General features: G+C 53.0%; 14 protein-coding genes. 9 read left to right on the top strand and 5 right to left on the bottom strand.

Going from position 1 to position 16,362, the window contains the following annotated elements:
* Positions 1-38: 38 nt before the first annotated feature.
* The 3 genes from dmsD to PI91_RS26415 all read left to right on the top strand — a co-directional run bounded on the left by dmsD (position 39) and on the right by PI91_RS26415 (position 1,852).
* Entirely contained in the window at positions 39-653 is a 615-nt protein-coding gene (dmsD, locus tag PI91_RS12615; protein WP_039266243.1) for a Tat proofreading chaperone DmsD, read from the top strand.
* A gap of 156 nt (positions 654-809) precedes the next feature.
* Positions 810-1,379, top strand: a complete 570-nt coding sequence (locus tag PI91_RS12610) for a hypothetical protein (RefSeq protein ID WP_021241217.1) — start codon at positions 810-812, stop codon at positions 1,377-1,379.
* Between the two features lie 248 nt (positions 1,380-1,627).
* Positions 1,628-1,852, top strand: coding sequence for a hypothetical protein (locus PI91_RS26415; RefSeq protein WP_039266242.1), 225 nt, complete (start codon positions 1,628-1,630; stop codon positions 1,850-1,852).
* Between the two features lie 134 nt (positions 1,853-1,986).
* On the opposite strand, the gene PI91_RS12600 is transcribed toward PI91_RS26415, so the two are convergent.
* Both PI91_RS12600 and PI91_RS12595 read right to left on the bottom strand, forming a co-directional pair.
* On the bottom strand, positions 1,987-3,708 hold the full coding sequence (locus PI91_RS12600) for a SulP family inorganic anion transporter (RefSeq protein WP_039266241.1): 1,722 nt from the start codon (positions 3,706-3,708) through the stop codon (positions 1,987-1,989).
* A 392-nt stretch (positions 3,709-4,100) separates the two neighbouring features.
* A complete protein-coding gene (locus tag PI91_RS12595) occupies positions 4,101-4,937 on the bottom strand; it encodes a MipA/OmpV family protein (protein WP_039266240.1) in 837 nt (278 codons plus the stop codon).
* Between the two features lie 203 nt (positions 4,938-5,140).
* On the opposite strand from PI91_RS12595, the gene PI91_RS12590 reads away from it, so the two are divergent.
* The 3 genes from PI91_RS12590 to PI91_RS12580 all read left to right on the top strand — a co-directional run bounded on the left by PI91_RS12590 (position 5,141) and on the right by PI91_RS12580 (position 7,823).
* Positions 5,141-5,818 (top strand): response regulator transcription factor, encoded by a 678-nt coding sequence (locus PI91_RS12590; RefSeq protein WP_039266239.1) that lies wholly within the window; start codon positions 5,141-5,143, stop codon positions 5,816-5,818.
* Complete coding sequence (locus tag PI91_RS12585) at positions 5,818-7,206, top strand: HAMP domain-containing sensor histidine kinase (RefSeq protein WP_039266238.1); 1,389 nt, start codon at positions 5,818-5,820, stop codon at positions 7,204-7,206. The genes PI91_RS12590 and PI91_RS12585 overlap by 1 nt, the downstream gene beginning before the upstream one ends.
* 137 nt (positions 7,207-7,343) lie before the next feature.
* Positions 7,344-7,823 (top strand): Rrf2 family transcriptional regulator, encoded by a 480-nt coding sequence (locus tag PI91_RS12580; RefSeq protein WP_008502426.1) that lies wholly within the window; start codon positions 7,344-7,346, stop codon positions 7,821-7,823.
* Between the two features lie 66 nt (positions 7,824-7,889).
* Here the strand turns inward: PI91_RS12580 and oqxB are convergent, their stop codons facing one another.
* On the bottom strand, positions 7,890-11,045 hold the full coding sequence (gene oqxB / locus PI91_RS12575) for a multidrug efflux RND transporter permease subunit OqxB (RefSeq protein ID WP_021241210.1): 3,156 nt from the start codon (positions 11,043-11,045) through the stop codon (positions 7,890-7,892).
* 24 nt (positions 11,046-11,069) lie between these two features.
* Positions 11,070-12,245: an efflux RND transporter periplasmic adaptor subunit gene (locus PI91_RS12570; protein WP_039266237.1), complete on the bottom strand. Its 1,176-nt coding sequence runs from the start codon at positions 12,243-12,245 to the stop codon at positions 11,070-11,072.
* A 337-nt stretch (positions 12,246-12,582) separates the two neighbouring features.
* Between PI91_RS12570 and PI91_RS12565 the strand changes: the two genes are divergently transcribed.
* From PI91_RS12565 to PI91_RS12555, 3 genes are all read left to right on the top strand, one after another.
* On the top strand, positions 12,583-12,936 hold the full coding sequence (locus tag PI91_RS12565) for a helix-turn-helix domain-containing protein (protein ID WP_028015790.1): 354 nt from the start codon (positions 12,583-12,585) through the stop codon (positions 12,934-12,936).
* Between the two features lie 117 nt (positions 12,937-13,053).
* On the top strand, positions 13,054-14,274 hold the full coding sequence (locus PI91_RS12560) for an ISL3-like element ISKox3 family transposase (protein WP_000343760.1): 1,221 nt from the start codon (positions 13,054-13,056) through the stop codon (positions 14,272-14,274).
* A gap of 56 nt (positions 14,275-14,330) precedes the next feature.
* The gene (locus PI91_RS12555) at positions 14,331-14,648 is read left to right on the top strand and encodes a YebG family protein (protein ID WP_024909116.1); all 318 of its coding nucleotides are present in this window, start codon (positions 14,331-14,333) and stop codon (positions 14,646-14,648) included.
* A gap of 936 nt (positions 14,649-15,584) precedes the next feature.
* Here PI91_RS12555 and PI91_RS26020 read toward each other — a convergent pair.
* On the bottom strand, positions 15,585-16,322 hold the full coding sequence (locus PI91_RS26020; protein WP_157841587.1) for a hypothetical protein: 738 nt from the start codon (positions 16,320-16,322) through the stop codon (positions 15,585-15,587).
* Between the last annotated feature and the right edge of the window lie 40 nt (positions 16,323-16,362).

The following is a 16,362-nucleotide window of genomic DNA, read 5'->3' as shown; positions in this document are numbered from 1 at the left end:
GTCGCGCGGACACCCTCCGCGCGAGCAAGGAAGATGTAATGAAAGATGTCTCACATCGTGAATCGTTCGCGTTCAGCGCCCGGGTGCTGGGTGCGCTGTTTTATTTCGCACCAGACAGCGAGCAGGCCGCGCCGCTGGTGCAAGCCCTCACCGCAGGCGAATGGGTTCAGGACTGGCCTCTGCCTTCGGAAACGCTGCGACCCGTAGCCGACACCTTTGCCGCGTCTGCCGACGAACCGCTGAGGGACGCCTGGCAACGGCTGTTTGTTGGCCCTTACGCCCTGCCCGCGCCACCGTGGGGCTCCGTCTGGCTGGACCGTGAATCCGTGCTGTTTGGCGACTCGACCCTCGCGCTGCGCCAGTGGATGCGGGAGAACGCTATCGCCTTTGAAATGCAGCAGAATGAACCGGAAGATCACTTCGGGACTTTGCTGCTGCTGGCGGCATGGCTGGCCGAGAACGGCCGCGATGAGGAGTGTGCTCAACTTCTGGCGTGGCACCTGCTGCCGTGGAGCACCCGCTTCCTGTCCGTGTTTGTCGACAACGCCGGGCATCCGTTTTATACCGCGCTGGGTAAGCTTGCGCAGCTGACGCTCGCGGACTGGCGATCCGGGCTCCTTATTCCGGTTGCGGAAAAGACGCTGTATCGCTAAGGGGTGTGGCTTGCTCGCGGGTAGCGAGCAAGCTACGGTCAAAAGAGGAAGCTTAAAAAATTTAACTCGAAACAGGAGGCATATTGAATTTAATAATATAAAATAGCTTTTCCTGGTAAGGTCAACACTTTCGTTTGATACATACAAAACAAAACCATGACTAAAAATTATTCTTTCGAAGATAAACGCAAGAAATTACTTGTTACAGCCGTGATATTCAGCGTTTTAGGTGGATGGCTCTGGTATATGTCATGGGCATCTGGCATCTCCCATAATACTATATTAAAAAAATCCGTCCCTGAATGGATGACATATATTTCACTTGGCGTTTTGATTGGAACAATTTTTGTTATGCGCGCTTTTTACCTGCGCACTTTTAACAAAACATTAGAATATATTGCCAGTGCTTTTTTTAGCGGCTTTTGCCTTGGGTTTGTATTGAGCTTAAATTGTTATGATATTTATGTCTATCTCTTCCCGGACAAAATAATTGGCTATGAATCTGAATATGAGGTTGTCTTTCCGGGGCCTTCGAGAGGTAAGCATGGCCATTGTGAAGCGGGTCTCTGGTTAAAAGATCAGAACACCAACAGATGGATTCAGCTTTGTACAAACAAAGAATATCTGCACAGCCACCGTAAGCAGGGAATGACTGGGGTGTGGGTAACGGCCCGTGTGAATAATATTGGAAGTTACATTGTGAGTTATGAGTTTATTTATTTGTAGGCACGACCCTATCTATTTTTGTTCTGGCGAAAATGAATGGTACTCAAGGCCCGCTCCTTGCTTATAGCCGTCAGCCTGATACGTCGCACCAGAGATTGCGCATTCACAGCGGAGAAACCGGCTACGGGCAGGGTCATCTCAAAATCGAATCAGGGTAAATCTCATTCATACCCCCACATTTAGTGGTGGATACGTGACGACTGTTCCTCTATTCTGCTTTTTCAGCGAGCAAGCCGGAGTCATTTTTAGTGGATAATCCCATACTTCAGAAAACCATCATTATCTTTATTCTCATCCTGTGGGTAATAGACGAAGTCAGGAGAAAGAAAAAAAAGCGTTATGACTCCGCTATAGCAGAGGCTAATGCCAGAGAACGCTATGAATGGCGCTATCTCAGATGGGGTTGGCAGGCAATACGAGTGGCGGCGGCAGTGTATATCTTTGTTCAGCTGATTCAGTTTTTACTGAGATAGATGGCAGAAGAAAGTGAGGCAGGCAAGGAACATCTCACTGTCCAGGCCAACAGTAGCTGAGGCTCGGTGGTAGAAATTGTGAGTGTTCCCTGCCTGCCAGTAGCATGTGCTACAAGCCTTTCACCACTATTTGGTTATGTATCACCGACTGATTCCCCCTCACTCGCACTCTCTTTGCTCTGAATGAACCGAAGTGCCAGGTAGAGGTCTGGCGCCAGAATCATGTCATCATCATTCATTGTTGGCCGACTGTCTTTAAACCAGCGTGTTAACTCCGTTTTCCTGCCCGCAAGGATTAATTTAATCTGTCGACCTTTCAGATCGCGCTTTAACTCATTAATGGTTGCCAGGACACTGATGTCTGAATAGGTGAAGCAGGCAACGGCATCAATGACCACCCATTTAGGCTGTATGGCTGCCCCATCAACCAGGTTCAATACCCGACGTTTAAAATAAGCCACATTAAAATAGGTCAACGGTGAGTTAAATCGATACATCAGCACGCCCGGGACCATTTTTATATCGGTGGTATTCCCTAACGAGTGAATCATTCCCTCTTCGTCAGTGCCCAGCAGGTGCTCAGAGGGACGAAATACCGTACGAAGGAACTGCAACAGGCCAAGCAACACCGCAAGGCCGATCCCCTGGATAACGCCGATAATTAACACACAGCCAAACGTGAAGAAGGCCAGGCGAAAGGCCTGTTTATTTCTGCGCCTCAAGTTCCATAGCCCACGTAAATCAATCAATGACCACGATGCATACATTAGAACAATCCCTAACGCAGATACCGGAATGAATTGTAATGGCTGAGTGAAAAATACCACGACGATACCGATGATTAAGGCGGCGACCACGGAAACCAGCTGACTTTTCCCCCCAACCGAATCATTCACCGCGGTCCGGGAATCGGCACCACTGATAGCAAACCCCTGAGATAACCCAGACATAATGTTCGCAATACCCAGAGCCCGGAACTCTGCATCCGCATTAATTTCGTAGCCATTTTTTGCGGCGAAACTGCGGGCGGTCAGCATCAGACTGACAAAACTAACCAACGCCAGGTTCAGCGCCGGGATCACCAAATCACGCATCGGCCCCGGCTGGAACGCCCCCCAGTGAACGACCGGTAAACCAGGCTGGAAGCCCTCTCCCCCAATCGTGGCAATCCCATACTGTTGTGCAGAGGTCACCCATACCAGTGCCGTTGTTATTACAATGGCGATTAAAGGTGCTGGCAACTGGCTGCGATACGTTTTGATCAGCATTAAAATAATTAACGTAAAAAGGGATATTCCTACGGTTAATAAATGGCTATCTGAAAGTCGACCTGGCAAGGCGATTATTTTTTCAATAACCTGCGCTTCATCAAGCTTAATCCCCAACACCTTGCCTAATTGCCCGACGATAATCGTCACGGCTACGCCATTAAGTAAACCGGTAAGAATGGGATGAGAAAGCAGATCGGCGAGCGCGCCCAGCCGAAATTTACTGGCAAGCAAACACCACCCGCCCATCATCAATGTCATGATGATCGTCAGCTGCCAGTGCAGTTCGGGGTTTCCTGCAGAAAGCGGAAATACGACGGCCGCAATCACCGCGCAGGTTGTGGCATCAGGGCCCACAATAAGCTGGCGTGAAGAGCCAAACAGTGCGTACGCTATCATTGGTAAAACGCAGGAATAGAGCCCTACAATTGCCCCCACACCCGCCAGCTCAGCGTATGCAATCGCAACAGGGAGCGCTACGGCCGCAACGGATAACCCGGCTTTAACATCATGCTTTAGCCAGCTTTTATCGTAGGCTAACAAATTTTGTAAACCGGGCATGTAGTTTAACAACAGTTTTCCGAACACATTATTCTCCGGACAGAGATATTACTCGCGTCATGTTGGCACATTTCTTAGTGAGGTTCTGGTTTTCAAATGCTCCGGACGGAGGCCGACACTGTTGCGAATCAAATAAAACGTTAACTCTTTTATTATTCTGACTGATGTTAAACGTAGTTCAGATACTGCGGCTTAACCGGGGTTGGCCGTGCCGGATACCGTGATGAAAGCAAGTGATGGAATAAATACAATGGTCATTATCAGTAAGTCTCGTTAATCGCTAATGTTGAATCATTTTGGCATAGATAGCAGGTTGTTACACACCCTGAGATTGAGACAGTCCATCACTCTTCCCGTCACCCAGCAGTACCGCCCCGCCATCTTAACCGGAGCGGCTTATATACGTCGTTATCACATGCTCAAAAACTGTACGTCACCTTCAAACTCCCCGTCGGCGACGTTTTACGATGCACAATCGGGCTATCGCCCGCATCCCCCGTCAGCTGCGTCACGCCCGCTGAGGCAAGCACGCTCCAGCGCGAGGTGAGCTTGTGGGTCCAGTCAAGGTTCATCGACCAGGCATAAATCCCGGCCCCGGCGTCATGTCGGGCAAAGCCCGATGCGGCCGACTGGGCGGCGCTGACCCCATAGTACGTCTGCATATACTTGTCGGATCCCCAACTGCCGGTCAGCGCCATCGTCACCTCATTTTTGGGTGAGGTGTAGAACGGGCTGGAAATGCCGAAATGTACCGCTTCACCGTTGTCCCTTTCTGAAACCGGTACCTCAGCCTGCAGCTGCAGATTCAGCCAGTCGGTCACCTTGTACCCCAGCCCGGGTACCACGATAGCCGAGCCTTTAATCTCACCCATCCCCCGCAGCTCGTCGCTGCCAGAGCTGATCGAATCGCTGCTCACGTCTTTATCTTTACGGCCAACTCGATAGCTCAGCGCTGCGCTGTAATCCAGGTTGCCAACATTGTTTCCATAACCGATCCCTCGCGTGGTGCCGATAAAGAAGCCATTTGCCATGGAATAATCCACTACCTGAGCCGCTGAGACGCGGGTTTTCTCTGAACCCGAGTATCGCGGCCCCACATCCACGCCGCCTCCCAGGGTTAAGACGTTACCCTGGCGCTGTTCTTCCGCCAGTACAGGCGTAGCCAGTAACGCCAGAACGACGCCCGGCACGAGGGTTTTCAGGCAGCGGCCCGAAAGTAAATGAGGGAACGTATGACGCAGTTCGATATTTCTCATTAAGGAAGTCCTTATGGATGCAAATGATGACGATGCAGGCGGTTAAACGCCGGAACGCCCATTTTGAAGCGTGACCCTAAGGTTCTTATGAGCCGAAAATGAAGAAAGACTGAAGCGCGCGCGGGTGCTGTCATCCGGACAGATTTCCTGCTACCGTTTTTTTCTTAAGAAATTCTTCATTCACGGTTGATACCGTTACCAATGTGAAAATTCTACTTATCGAAGACGACCTGGATCTCGGCAATGGCGTACGTATCGCCCTCTCAGATCAAGGGTTTGACGTCATATGGGTTCGCCGTAAAGAGGATGCGCTGCATCAGCTTGACGTCTGCGTGCCGGAACTAATTTTGCTCGACCTGGGGCTACCCGACGGCGATGGCATGAGCCTGATGACGCGTTTGCGCCAGCAGCTCAAGGGGATCCCCGTCATCATCCTGACGGCGCGAGGGACATTGCAGGATCGCCTGTGCGGGCTGGATGCCGGCGCGGACGACTATCTCGTCAAACCCTTTATTCTCGCCGAGCTGCTGGCGAGAGTGCGAGCCCTTGCACGGCGCAGCTACGGTTTTGAAAATGAGGCGATAGAAATTCGCGGGCTCTCTCTTCATATCCCGACGCGTCGCGTGACGGTGAGTGCGCGCCATATCGATTTAACGGCCAGTGAATACGCGCTGCTGGAAACGTTGATGCTGCGCGCGGACCGCGTGCTGACCCGGCGGTTTCTGGAAGAAAGGATATTCGGCAACAAAGAGAACCTCAGCAACGCGCTCGACGTGCATATGGGAAATTTGCGGCGGAAAATCGGCGACGGCTATGTGCGAACGGTCCGGGGCGTCGGGTACGTCATTGATACCGTCTCCATTCAAAAGGTGAGCGGTTAATGCAAAACGTCTGGTATCACCTGAGGCGCCCGACGCTGGTGCGCCGAATTATCATCGCCCAGATGCTGCTGCTGACCCTGCTGTGGTGTCTTTTTCTAACCTTCATTCTGTGGGAGGACCTGCGCAGCCCTCCCATCCTTACGGGCAGTAAAACGTACGAAACCGTTTTTACCCTGGTTGAGCGTATGGACGGACGTCCGCAGGATCGTACCGCCGTGCTGGAAGCCTTTAGCCAGGCCCTGCGGGAAGGTTACGGCGGAGGGGAAGATCCCGTGCTGTCGATTAACATCATCGTTCGCAAGAATAATGCCGTTATTTTTGCCTCCGACGGTGCACCCGCGGGGATAACAAACACCCGATTCGGCGAACTGGAGCACGTCCAGAGTGAAGATCGTACCTGGACCAGCCGCACCCTTAAATCCCCTCACTCTGACGTGGAGGTCACCCTCTTCACGCCAGCCAGCGGCTGGAACTTCTTTATCTATCTGAACTCTCGCGGGTACTACATCCTGCCGCTGCTGGTCTGCTTCCCGTTTCTGCTGTTTCCCGCGTGGCTCTCAATCCGCATTGCGATGCGTCCATGGAATAAGGTGGTCAATGAAATTACGTTACGCACGCCGGACGACCTCTCTCCTTTAAGAGCCGTACCGAAGCACCGGGAGCTTCGACAGATGGTGGACGCGATCAACGACTTCCTTGCCAGGGTGCGTGAAAGCGCGGAAAGGGAGCGAGTTTTCATCGCTGATGCCGCGCACGAGCTGCGTACCCCCCTCGCGGCGATGCGCATCAACGTGGAGGCGCTGCAGTCCTGGGTCATCAGCGAGAGCCAGAAGGAGCTGCTTGCGGGCGTGATTCGCAGCAACAGCCGCGCCGCGCGCCTCGTCAATCAGTTGCTGCTGATGATGCACAGCGAAGCGCGCATTGATACGGCGATGGAACCCGTGCCGCTGACAACGCTTATTCAAGAACGAATGGCCGAGCTGGAACCGCTAGCGTCTGCGCGCAAAATTGAGCTGGAATTCTTTGCCGAGGATGACGTCTGGATCCACGGCGTCAGGGAACGCCTGGTGTCGCTGATTGATAATCTCATTGAGAACGCCGTGAAGTACAGCCCCGAGGGCGGGCGGATTCAGGTCGACGTGAGCGCCTGCGATCGCGTCGTTCAGCTGCGCGTCTCCGATGCGGGCCCGGGTATTCCGGATGAGCTGCAGGAGCGCGTGTTCGACCGCTTTTTCCGCGATCCCAATCAGGTGCAGAGCGGCAGCGGGCTGGGGCTTGCCATCGTCAAAGCGGTGGCGCAGCAGCACAACAGCAGCGTAAATCTGAGTACTTCTGCAGAAGGTGGCCTCCTGGTCACGGTTGACTTCCCGAACCGCACGTTTAGCTAAAGCAGAACAGGGGGTTTGATCGCAAATGCCGCAGATTGCTTCAAAATAATTACCGTATTTGTTATATTGTTGTTTATTGCTTATTCACCTCTGCGGTGCCAAAAAGAACAAGATTCACCGCAACCCAGGACAGAGAAATGTTAGATTACCGCTTCCCGACAGCTTTGCAGATGGTTCTCAGCGTAGCGATGGCGGAGCAATTGGGTGAACGTTCGACGAGCGCGATTCTGGCCTACGGTCTGGAAGCAAACCCGAGCTTCATCCGCAAATTGATGGTTCCGCTGACGCGAGACGGCATTATCGTCTCAACGCTTGGCCGTAACGGCTCCATTCATCTTGGTCGCCCGCCGGAAGAGATCACCCTGCGCGACATCTACCTTTCGGTCATCGAAGATAAAAAACTGTGGGCGTCGCGCCCTGACGTACCGGCCCGCTGCGTGGTCAGCGCTAACGCCTGCTGGTACTTTAAATCGATTTCCGAAGAGGCCGAGCAGGCGTCGTTAGCGGTACTGGAGCGCCATACCGTGGCTAGCGCCCTGGAAGCGGTTAAAAACGCCGACAGCAGCGGATGGGATCCGCTCCCCGATCTCATTGCCCAGTATCAAAAAACGTCATAACGTTTTCCTGATGCGAAAAAAAACCGCCTTCACTGTGAAGGCGGTTTTTTATTATCAGCAACATCCCTACGCGGGCAGCACGTCCCTTTCCTCTTTTTTGCCGCGCGTGACGAACTTACGCAGCGTCACGTAGAACACCGGCGTCAGGAACAGACCAAACAGCGTCACCCCCAACATACCGGAGAACACCGTGATCCCGGTGACGCCGCGTACTTCCGCACCCGCGCCGTGGCCGAGGATCAGCGGAATGGTCCCGGCAATAAAGGCGATGGAGGTCATCACAATCGGGCGTAAACGCAGGCGGCACGCCTCCAGCGCGGCTTCCATAATGCCTTTACCCTGAATTTCCAGCTCGCGGGCAAACTCCACGATAAGAATGGCATTTTTACAGGCCAGCCCCATCAGCACCACCAGCCCCACCTGCACGAAGACGTTGTTATCGCCCCCGGTCAGCCAGACGCCAAACAGCGCGGAAAGCATCGTCATCGGCACGATGAGGATCACCGCCAGCGGCAGCGTCCAGCTTTCATACAGCGCCGCCAGCACCAGGAACGCCAGCAGTACCGCGACCGGGAAGACGATCAGCGCCGTGTTGCCCTGGGTGGCCTGCTGGAAGCTCAGATCCGTCCATTCAATGTTCATCCCGTTCGGCAGGATCTGCTTAGACATCGCGTCCAGCTGCGTCATCGCCTGCGCTGATGAGAGCACGCGCGGGTCGGCATCGCCAATCAGGTCCGCCGCCGGGTAGCCGTTGTAACGGATCACCGGATCGGGCCCGTAGGTGGTCGTGATGTTCACCATACTGCCAATCGGCACCATTTCGCCCTGGCTGTTGCGGGTACGCAGATTCGCAATATCTTCCACGCTGTCGCGGAACTGCCCGTCGGCCTGCGCCATCACGCGCCAGGTACGCCCGAACTGGTTGAAATCATTGACGTACGACGAGCCCAGATAGGTTTGCAGCGTCCCGAAAAGATCGGTCAGCGACACGCCCTGCGCTTTCGCCTTGTCGCGGTCAACCTGGACGTCCAGCTGCGGCACGTTAGCCTGGTAGGTTGAGATCGGGAAATGCATCCCCGGCGTCTGCATGATTGCACCGGACATGGTGTTCACCGCGTTTTGCAGCGCGCCATAGCCCAGACCACCGCGATCCTGAATGTACAGGGAATAGCCCGACCCCTGACCCAGCCCTAAAATCGGCGGCGGCAGAATAGAGAAGCCAAAGCCCTGCTGGATTTGCGCGATTTTCGCGTTAATCTCCGCGTTAATTTCCGCCGCGGAATGTTTACGCTGGTCGAACGGCTTCAGGCCGAAGAAGACCGTCCCGGTATTCGGCGTATTGGTGAACTGCAGCGCATTCAGTCCCGGAAACGCGACCGCATAGTCCACGCCTTCGGTATTCATCCCGATTTCGCTCATTTTGCGGATCACCGCATCGGTGCGGGCCAGCGAAGAGCCTTCCGGCATTTTCACGCCGCCGATCAGGTACAGCTTGTCCTGCGTGGGAATAAACCCGCCGGGCACCGCTTTAAACATGACGCCTGCGGCACAGAGCAGCAGCAGGTAAACCACGAATACCGCACCGCGCCGTCCCAGCGTTTTGCCCACCAGCCCCTGATAGCCGTTTGAACTGCGGAGGAAAAAGCGGTTAAACGGACGGAAAATCCAGCCGAACAGACGGTCGATAAGCCGGGTCGGGAAATCTTTCGGCGCGCCGTGGGGCTTTAACAGCAGTGCCGCCAGCGCCGGAGAGAGCGTCAGCGAGTTAATCGCTGAAATCACCGTCGATATCGCGATCGTCACCGCAAACTGCTTGTAGAACTGGCCGGTAACGCCCGACAGAAACGCCATCGGCACAAACACCGCGCACAGCACCAGCGCAATCGCGATAATCGGCCCGGACACTTCACGCATCGCCTGGTGCGCGGCCGCAAGCGGCGCAAGCCCCTCTTCGATATTTCGCTCGACGTTTTCCACCACCACGATGGCGTCGTCCACCACGATACCGATGGCCAGCACCAGCCCGAACAGGCTGAGGGTATTCAGCGAGAAGCCCAGCAGGTAAAGAATGCTGAAGGTACCCACCACCGACACCGGCACCGCGATCAGCGGAATGATCGACGCGCGCCAGGTTTGCAGGAACAGAATCACCACCAGCACGACCAGCACCACGGCTTCCAGCAGCGTTTGCACCACCGCACGGATCGAATCACGCACGAAAACCGTCGGATCGTAAGGTGCCGCCCACTTCATGTCTGCCGGGAAGCGCGTGGACAGTTCGTCCATTTTCGCGCGCACCGCGTTAGACAGATCGATGGCGTTCGCCCCCGGCGACTGGAAGATACCAATCCCGACCGCGTCTTTATTGTTCAGCTGGGAACGCAGGGCATAGCTCCCGGAGCCCATTTCAATCCGCGCCACGTCGCGCAGGCGGACGACCGTACCATCCTGCGTTGTTTTCAGGACAATATTGCCAAACTCTTCTTCGGTATGCAGGCGGCCCTGGGCGTTAATGGAGATCAGGAAGTCGCTCTCTTTCGGCAGCGGCTCGGCGCCAAGCTGACCGGCGGAGACCTGTACGTTTTGCTCCTGCATCGCCGTGACCACGTCCGAGGCGGTCAGCCCGCGCGCCGCCACTTTATTAGGGTCCAGCCAGACGCGCATCGCGTACTCACCGGAGCCGAAAATCTGGATCTGGCCGACGCCGGGCAGGCGCGCCAGCTCATCCTTCACCTTCAGCGTGGCGTAGTTGCGCATATACAGAGAATCGTACTTACCGTTTGGCGAAAACAGATGCACCACCAGCGTCAGCGTGGGCGACTGCTTCTGGGTGGTAATGCCCAGACGCCGCACGTCCTCCGGCAGACGCGCTTCGGCCTGCGCGACGCGGTTCTGCACCTGAACCTGCGCCTGATCCGGGTCAGTCCCCGGACGGAAGGTCACGGTGGTCACCAGCACGCCGTCCGAGCCCGCGACGGATTTCATGTACATCATGTTCTCGACGCCGTTGATCGCCTCTTCCAGCGGCGTCGCCACGGTCTCGGCAATCACTTTCGGGTTGGCGCCCGGGTACTCGGCGCGCACCTGCACGCTTGGCGGCACGACGTCAGGGTATTCGCTCACCGGCAGCAGCGGGATGGCGATTAACCCTGTGATAAAAATCAGAATCGACAGGACGGCAGCAAAGATCGGCCTGTCGATGAAAAAGCGGGAAAAGTCCATGGGTTGGATTCTCAGGTCAAGGGATCAGTTGAGGGCGGCGCTGGCGGTCATGGCAACGGTTTTGGCGTTAACCGGCATACCCGGCATAAACACTTTCTGTAAACCCTCGACGATGACTTTGTCACCTGGGTTCAGCCCCTGCCGCACGATGCGTAAACCGTCTGCCAGACGACCCGGCGTAATGTCGCGACGCTGCGCTTTCCCCTCTTTATCCACGATATAAACGTATTTACGATCCTGATCGGTCAGCACCGCCTTGTCGTCGATAAGCGTAGCTTTGAACTCCGCGCTGCCCGGCAGGCGTACGCGGGCAAACAGTCCCGGCGTGAACTGACGCTGTGAGTTATCCAGCAGCGCGCGCATGCGGATGGTCCCGGTGCTCGGCGTGAGCTGGTTATCCAGGAAATCCACTTTGCCCTGATGGGGATAGCCCTCCTCGCCCGTCAGGCCAATCTCAACCGGCAGCACCGTGTGATTGCTGGACGCCCCCTGCCCGCTGCGGGCCAGGTTTTGATAGTGAAGGTAGGTTGACTCGTCCACGTCAAAGTAGACGTATACCGTCTTCTGCGAGACCAGCGTGGTGAGGACGCTGGCGGTATCGCCCGCAGTCACCAGGTTGCCGCTGGTGATCAGCGCCCGGCTGGCGCGACCATCGATAGGCGCGGTCACTTTGGTGAAGTCCAGATTGAGCTGGGCTGCGTCAACCGCCGCCTGCGCGGCGCGAATATCGGCCTGCGCCTGAACGGCAGCCGAACGACGCTGCTCCCACTCTTCCCGTGAGACCAGATGGGTATTGATCAGCTTATCGGTACGGTTAGCCTCACTTTGCGCCAGGCTGGCCTGCGTTTTGGCCCGCGCCAGGTTCGCCTGCGCCTGTTCCAGCGCGGCGCGATAGGTACGGTCATCAATGGTGAACAGCACCTCGCCCTTCTTCACTTCCTGGCCGTCGGTGTAATTCACCTTATCAATGTAGCCGGACACGCGCGGGCGCAGCTGAACGCTCTCCACCGCTTCAATCCGGCCGTTAAAGCTATCCCACTGGCTAATCGATTTCACCACCACGTCAGCGGCACTCACGGCAGGCGCAGGTGGCGCGGCATTTTGCGCGACGCTGTTATCGCATCCGACGAGCAGCACGGAGAGCAACATGGCCCCCAGCGCGCTCAGAGGAGAGTTACCCCAGGTTTTTTGCAGGCTCATTATTTTTATTCCGATAATTGTCGCCACCGGGCAAGACGCAGCAGGAGGCACCGCGCCACTTCCTTTGTCCGGGGGCTGTCTTAAGGCCATTTGTGTCGTTCATCGCCACAAAACTGTAACAGTTGCGAATACACTATTCGCGGCGATTGTAGGAAGGCGCTTAACTAAGTGCAAGAATAATTGTTGCACTTTATGTGCTATTTGAGTGGATGTGAAAAGACCCGTTTCGGTCAGGGATTTAAATGCAACAATAAAACTTGCAATTACTGAAAAAACGCGCCACCTTTAAATGCAACAGACAAAGATACTTTTTCATCCGCTGCGTGGGGGTAACCAGATGAACACTGGCGCATTTATGCATGATTTACTCGACTGGATCGACAACAACCTGGACAGCCGCCTGGACATTGAGACCGTCGCCAGGCGTTCCGGCTACTCAAAATGGCACCTCCAGCGCCTGTTCAAAGAGCATACGGGCTATCCCCTCGCCGGGTATATTCGCGCGCAAAAGCTGCAAAAATCGGTTGAGCGGTTATCCCACAGCGACGAACCGATTCTGAACGTGGCGATCGCGCTGGGCTTTGACTCCCAGCAGTCCTTCAACCGCAGCTTTAAGCGCCAGTATGGTCAGGCGCCTGGGGCATGGCGACGCAGTATGGTTGGCCCGGAAACACAGCAGCTTCGCCAGTAATGCATATTTTGCTGCAACGTCGATCTGTTGCTGCTATACTGTATATAAATGGGTCTTCCCTTGTTGTGGTGGCTGAAGGCATGATAATGGTGTATTTAATCGCCAGAGGTCACCGCCATGGACGAAAAGTCCCTCTACGCTCATATTCTCAACCTGTCCGATCCGTGGCAGGTAAAGTCCCTTTCTCTCGATGAAAATGCCGGTTCTGTTACTGTCACTATTGAGATCGCTGAAAACACCCGGCTAGCCTGTCCGACCTGCGGTAAATCCTGTTCTGTTCACGATCACCGTCATCGTAAATGGCGCCATCTTGATACCTGCCAGTTCACCACTATTGTTGAAGCCGATGTTCCACGAATTATGTGTCCGGAGCATGGCTGCCTGACGTTGCCTGTTCCGTGGGCTGGCCCCGGAAGTCGGTATACGTTGCTATTCGAATCGTTCGTTCTCTCATGGCTGAAAATCAGCACCGTTGATGCTGTCAGGAAGCAACTTAAGCTCAGTTGGAATGCGGTTGACGGCATTATGACCCGGGCAGTTAAGCGAGGTCTTGCCCGGATAAAAAAGCCATTATCCGCCCGTCATATGAATGTGGATGAGGTCGCCTTTAAAAAAGGACATCGTTACATAACGGTGATCTCCGATCGCGATGGTCGGGCGCTGGCCTTAACGGATGATCGCGGCACAGAGAGTCTTGCCGGCTATCTTCGCACGCTCACTGATGGGCAGTTGCTGGCTATCAAAACGCTCTCAATGGACATGAACGCGGGCTATATAAGAGCAGCGCGTATCCACTTACCCAGTGCGGTTGAGAAAATCGCCTTTGACCGCTTCCATGTGGCGAAGCAACTGGGCGAGGTAGTTGATAAAACCCGTCAGAATGAACATCCGCACCTCCCTGTTGAAAGCCGACACCAGGCAAAAGGAACCCGCTTCCTGTGGCAGTACAGCGATAAGTGGATGACCGAATCCCGGCAGGAAAAGCTGATGTGGCTGCGTGCACAGATGAAGCTGACGAGCCAGTGCTGGGCGCTGAAAGAGCTGGCAAAGGATATCTGGAACAGGCCATGGAGCGAGGAAAGACGGAGTGACTGGCAGAGATGGTTGGCGCTGGCGGCTAACAGTGACGTTCCCATGATGAAAAATGCCGCGAAAACGATAGGAAAAAGGCTGTACGGGATCCTGAATGCGATGCGACACAGTGTCTCAAACGGAAATGCGGAGGCACTTAACAGCAAGATCAGGCTGCTGAGGATAAAAGCCAGGGGATACCGAAACCGGGAGCGCTTTAAACTGGGGGTGATGTTCCACTACGGAAAGCTGAATATGGCGTTCTGAGCCTTCCCACCATGATCGGGGAAGACCCATATAAATACAGTATAGCGAGGTGCACGATGGCTGTTGAAACAAAATTTGTTGTCGTAAGAAAAGGTGAAGAGAAAATGACATTTGCCAGTAAGAAAGAGGCTGACGCTCACGACAAGCTGCTCGATATGGCCGACGCGTTCACCGACTGGCTGTTGCAAAGCGGAATGCAGATGGATGAAACGCAGGCTGAAAATCTTGGCCTGTATCTCGCCGAGCAGAAAGAGACCGTGCAGCATATTCTGCGTACCAGCAAGCTCCCCGATCTCACTGCTCCAGCTGTAGCGGATAAAACAGAATCCGACGCGGCTGACGCCAAAAAAATCAGGGCTGTGAAAGCGGCCTGATTGTCAGAAAATCATCACCGTTCTGGAAGCCGTAAGCAGATAACTGCTTACGGCTTTTTTTAGCCCGAACACAAGCCCTTATAATCATTAGCATATCCTCTTTTGGTGATAAGAATTTAACAATACCAGCAAAAGTCACTTTATGGCGTATTTTCCAATAAGCATGTTTCGTTACTCAAAAACTAATTATTGGAATAAACCAGCTTCCCTCTTCCTGTATGCCCGTTCCTCGCTCTTAGCTGCCGGTTAACCACAGTGATTTTCTGAAAGTGTAACGGGTGCCATTTTGCATACCACGAAGCGCCACGATAAAAAACCCGGCTTTGACGTATAGGGGATTATTATGGCTGAAGCTGTAGTGCTTTTTTTATTCTCGTTGGAGCTAAGGGAGTTTTGTCGTTAAACTCCTCCAATACCCCGACGGGTATAGACAGAATGGCTGGGCTTACAGAACAAGTAGATATGAACATGAAAGGATCAGTGAAGTATAATTAATCATGGAATAATTAATGTTATGCGAAAAAGCTAAAAGGGAATATATTAGTAATTTATTTGGTTATACCCCGCATTTTGGTTGCGGCATTTGAATTAATTGTGTTTTTTGTAGTATGGGGACTGCCTGCCTTGGCTTTTCTCCTTTTGATTTTTATGGTTTTGAAATACGGCTCCAGCCTTGGAAAAATATCACTAGTAGCATTTACTTCTCTGGTTGTGGTTGTGGTTGTGGTTGTGGTTGTGGTTGTGGTTGTGGTTGTTTAATATAGAGTTTTTCGAACTGATATGTTATCAGTATCAGTGGATAGAAAATATTTTATGTCCAAGTGATTAAGGGAAATTTAAAGAGTGAAGAAAAAAACAACTGGTGCGGCTCGATGGCTGCAGCCAGCTCTTATTGGAAATATCTTTGGTGGGTTCGCATGAGAGATTAACTTTTAATCAACATTGCGAGTAGTGTTTATACAAATCCTGCCCTCCCCTTTGCACTACTTTGAAAACATTACCCGGTTCATTACACATGCGACTTTCATAAAAGTTATCCGTTGTTATATTATATAAACAGATAAGACGTATTCCATAAGTAATATCTTCGCGATCACGGGGAATTACTTCATGTTCCGTTCCATACCAATATAGTTTGGCTTTATCGCCCTTTGCAATAAATGGAGCGGGCTCACCAAAAGACTCTTCATACTCAAATGTAAATTTTTCTCCGCCACAAACCATATTAATCATGCATTTTGTATAGCCTGTGCTATAAGATAAGTCTGATCCAGTATTGGGTTCGTATACAGTTACACTTTTTCTCTCACGATATACAGATTCTATGGTAACTGTTCTGCGGTTAAGTTCCTTAGGTAACCTTAGGTTTAGCTCATAATCTTGTTTATGCTGGCAACTTGATGGTAAGTTTGTAAAGGGAAAAAATAAACCTTTTTCTTGCATAAGGTTTTTTCGCATCAAATCTCGAAATTGGATGAATTCAACTGAGTATGTTTGAAAAAAAACAAGGAGTGCCAGGATAAAACCAAACAGGCTCAGTAATAAAAATGGTACATAACATATAAATATGTCTGTGCTGGATGAATAATATGCACCTATAGAAAGTGAAAATAAAATCAGACCAAGTAATACAGCTAAACATGCAGAACTTCCACGACTTCCTTCAGTATCCATTTTTCTGAACTCTATGCAATCGCAATCTCCTAGCCAGCAT

The sequence above is a fragment of the Enterobacter sp. FB genome, from assembly GCF_000805795.1.
Lineage (GTDB): Bacteria > Pseudomonadota > Gammaproteobacteria > Enterobacterales > Enterobacteriaceae > Enterobacter > Enterobacter roggenkampii.
This window is presented reverse-complemented; position numbering and strand designations above follow the sequence as displayed.

Coding starts and splice junctions, on each gene's coding strand:
- dmsD (WP_039266243.1), top strand. CDS start 39: ATGAAAGATGTCTCACATCGTGAATCGTTCGCGTTCAGCGCCCGGGTG.
- PI91_RS12610 (WP_021241217.1), top strand. CDS start 810: ATGACTAAAAATTATTCTTTCGAAGATAAACGCAAGAAATTACTTGTT.
- PI91_RS12595 (WP_039266240.1), bottom strand. CDS start 4,937: ATGAGAAATATCGAACTGCGTCATACGTTCCCTCATTTACTTTCGGGC.
- PI91_RS12585 (WP_039266238.1), top strand. CDS start 5,818: ATGCAAAACGTCTGGTATCACCTGAGGCGCCCGACGCTGGTGCGCCGA.
- PI91_RS12580 (WP_008502426.1), top strand. CDS start 7,344: ATGTTAGATTACCGCTTCCCGACAGCTTTGCAGATGGTTCTCAGCGTA.
- oqxB (WP_021241210.1), bottom strand. CDS start 11,045: ATGGACTTTTCCCGCTTTTTCATCGACAGGCCGATCTTTGCTGCCGTC.
- PI91_RS12570 (WP_039266237.1), bottom strand. CDS start 12,245: ATGAGCCTGCAAAAAACCTGGGGTAACTCTCCTCTGAGCGCGCTGGGG.
- PI91_RS12565 (WP_028015790.1), top strand. CDS start 12,583: ATGAACACTGGCGCATTTATGCATGATTTACTCGACTGGATCGACAAC.
- PI91_RS12560 (WP_000343760.1), top strand. CDS start 13,054: ATGGACGAAAAGTCCCTCTACGCTCATATTCTCAACCTGTCCGATCCG.
- PI91_RS12555 (WP_024909116.1), top strand. CDS start 14,331: ATGGCTGTTGAAACAAAATTTGTTGTCGTAAGAAAAGGTGAAGAGAAA.
- PI91_RS26020 (WP_157841587.1), bottom strand. CDS start 16,322: ATGGATACTGAAGGAAGTCGTGGAAGTTCTGCATGTTTAGCTGTATTA.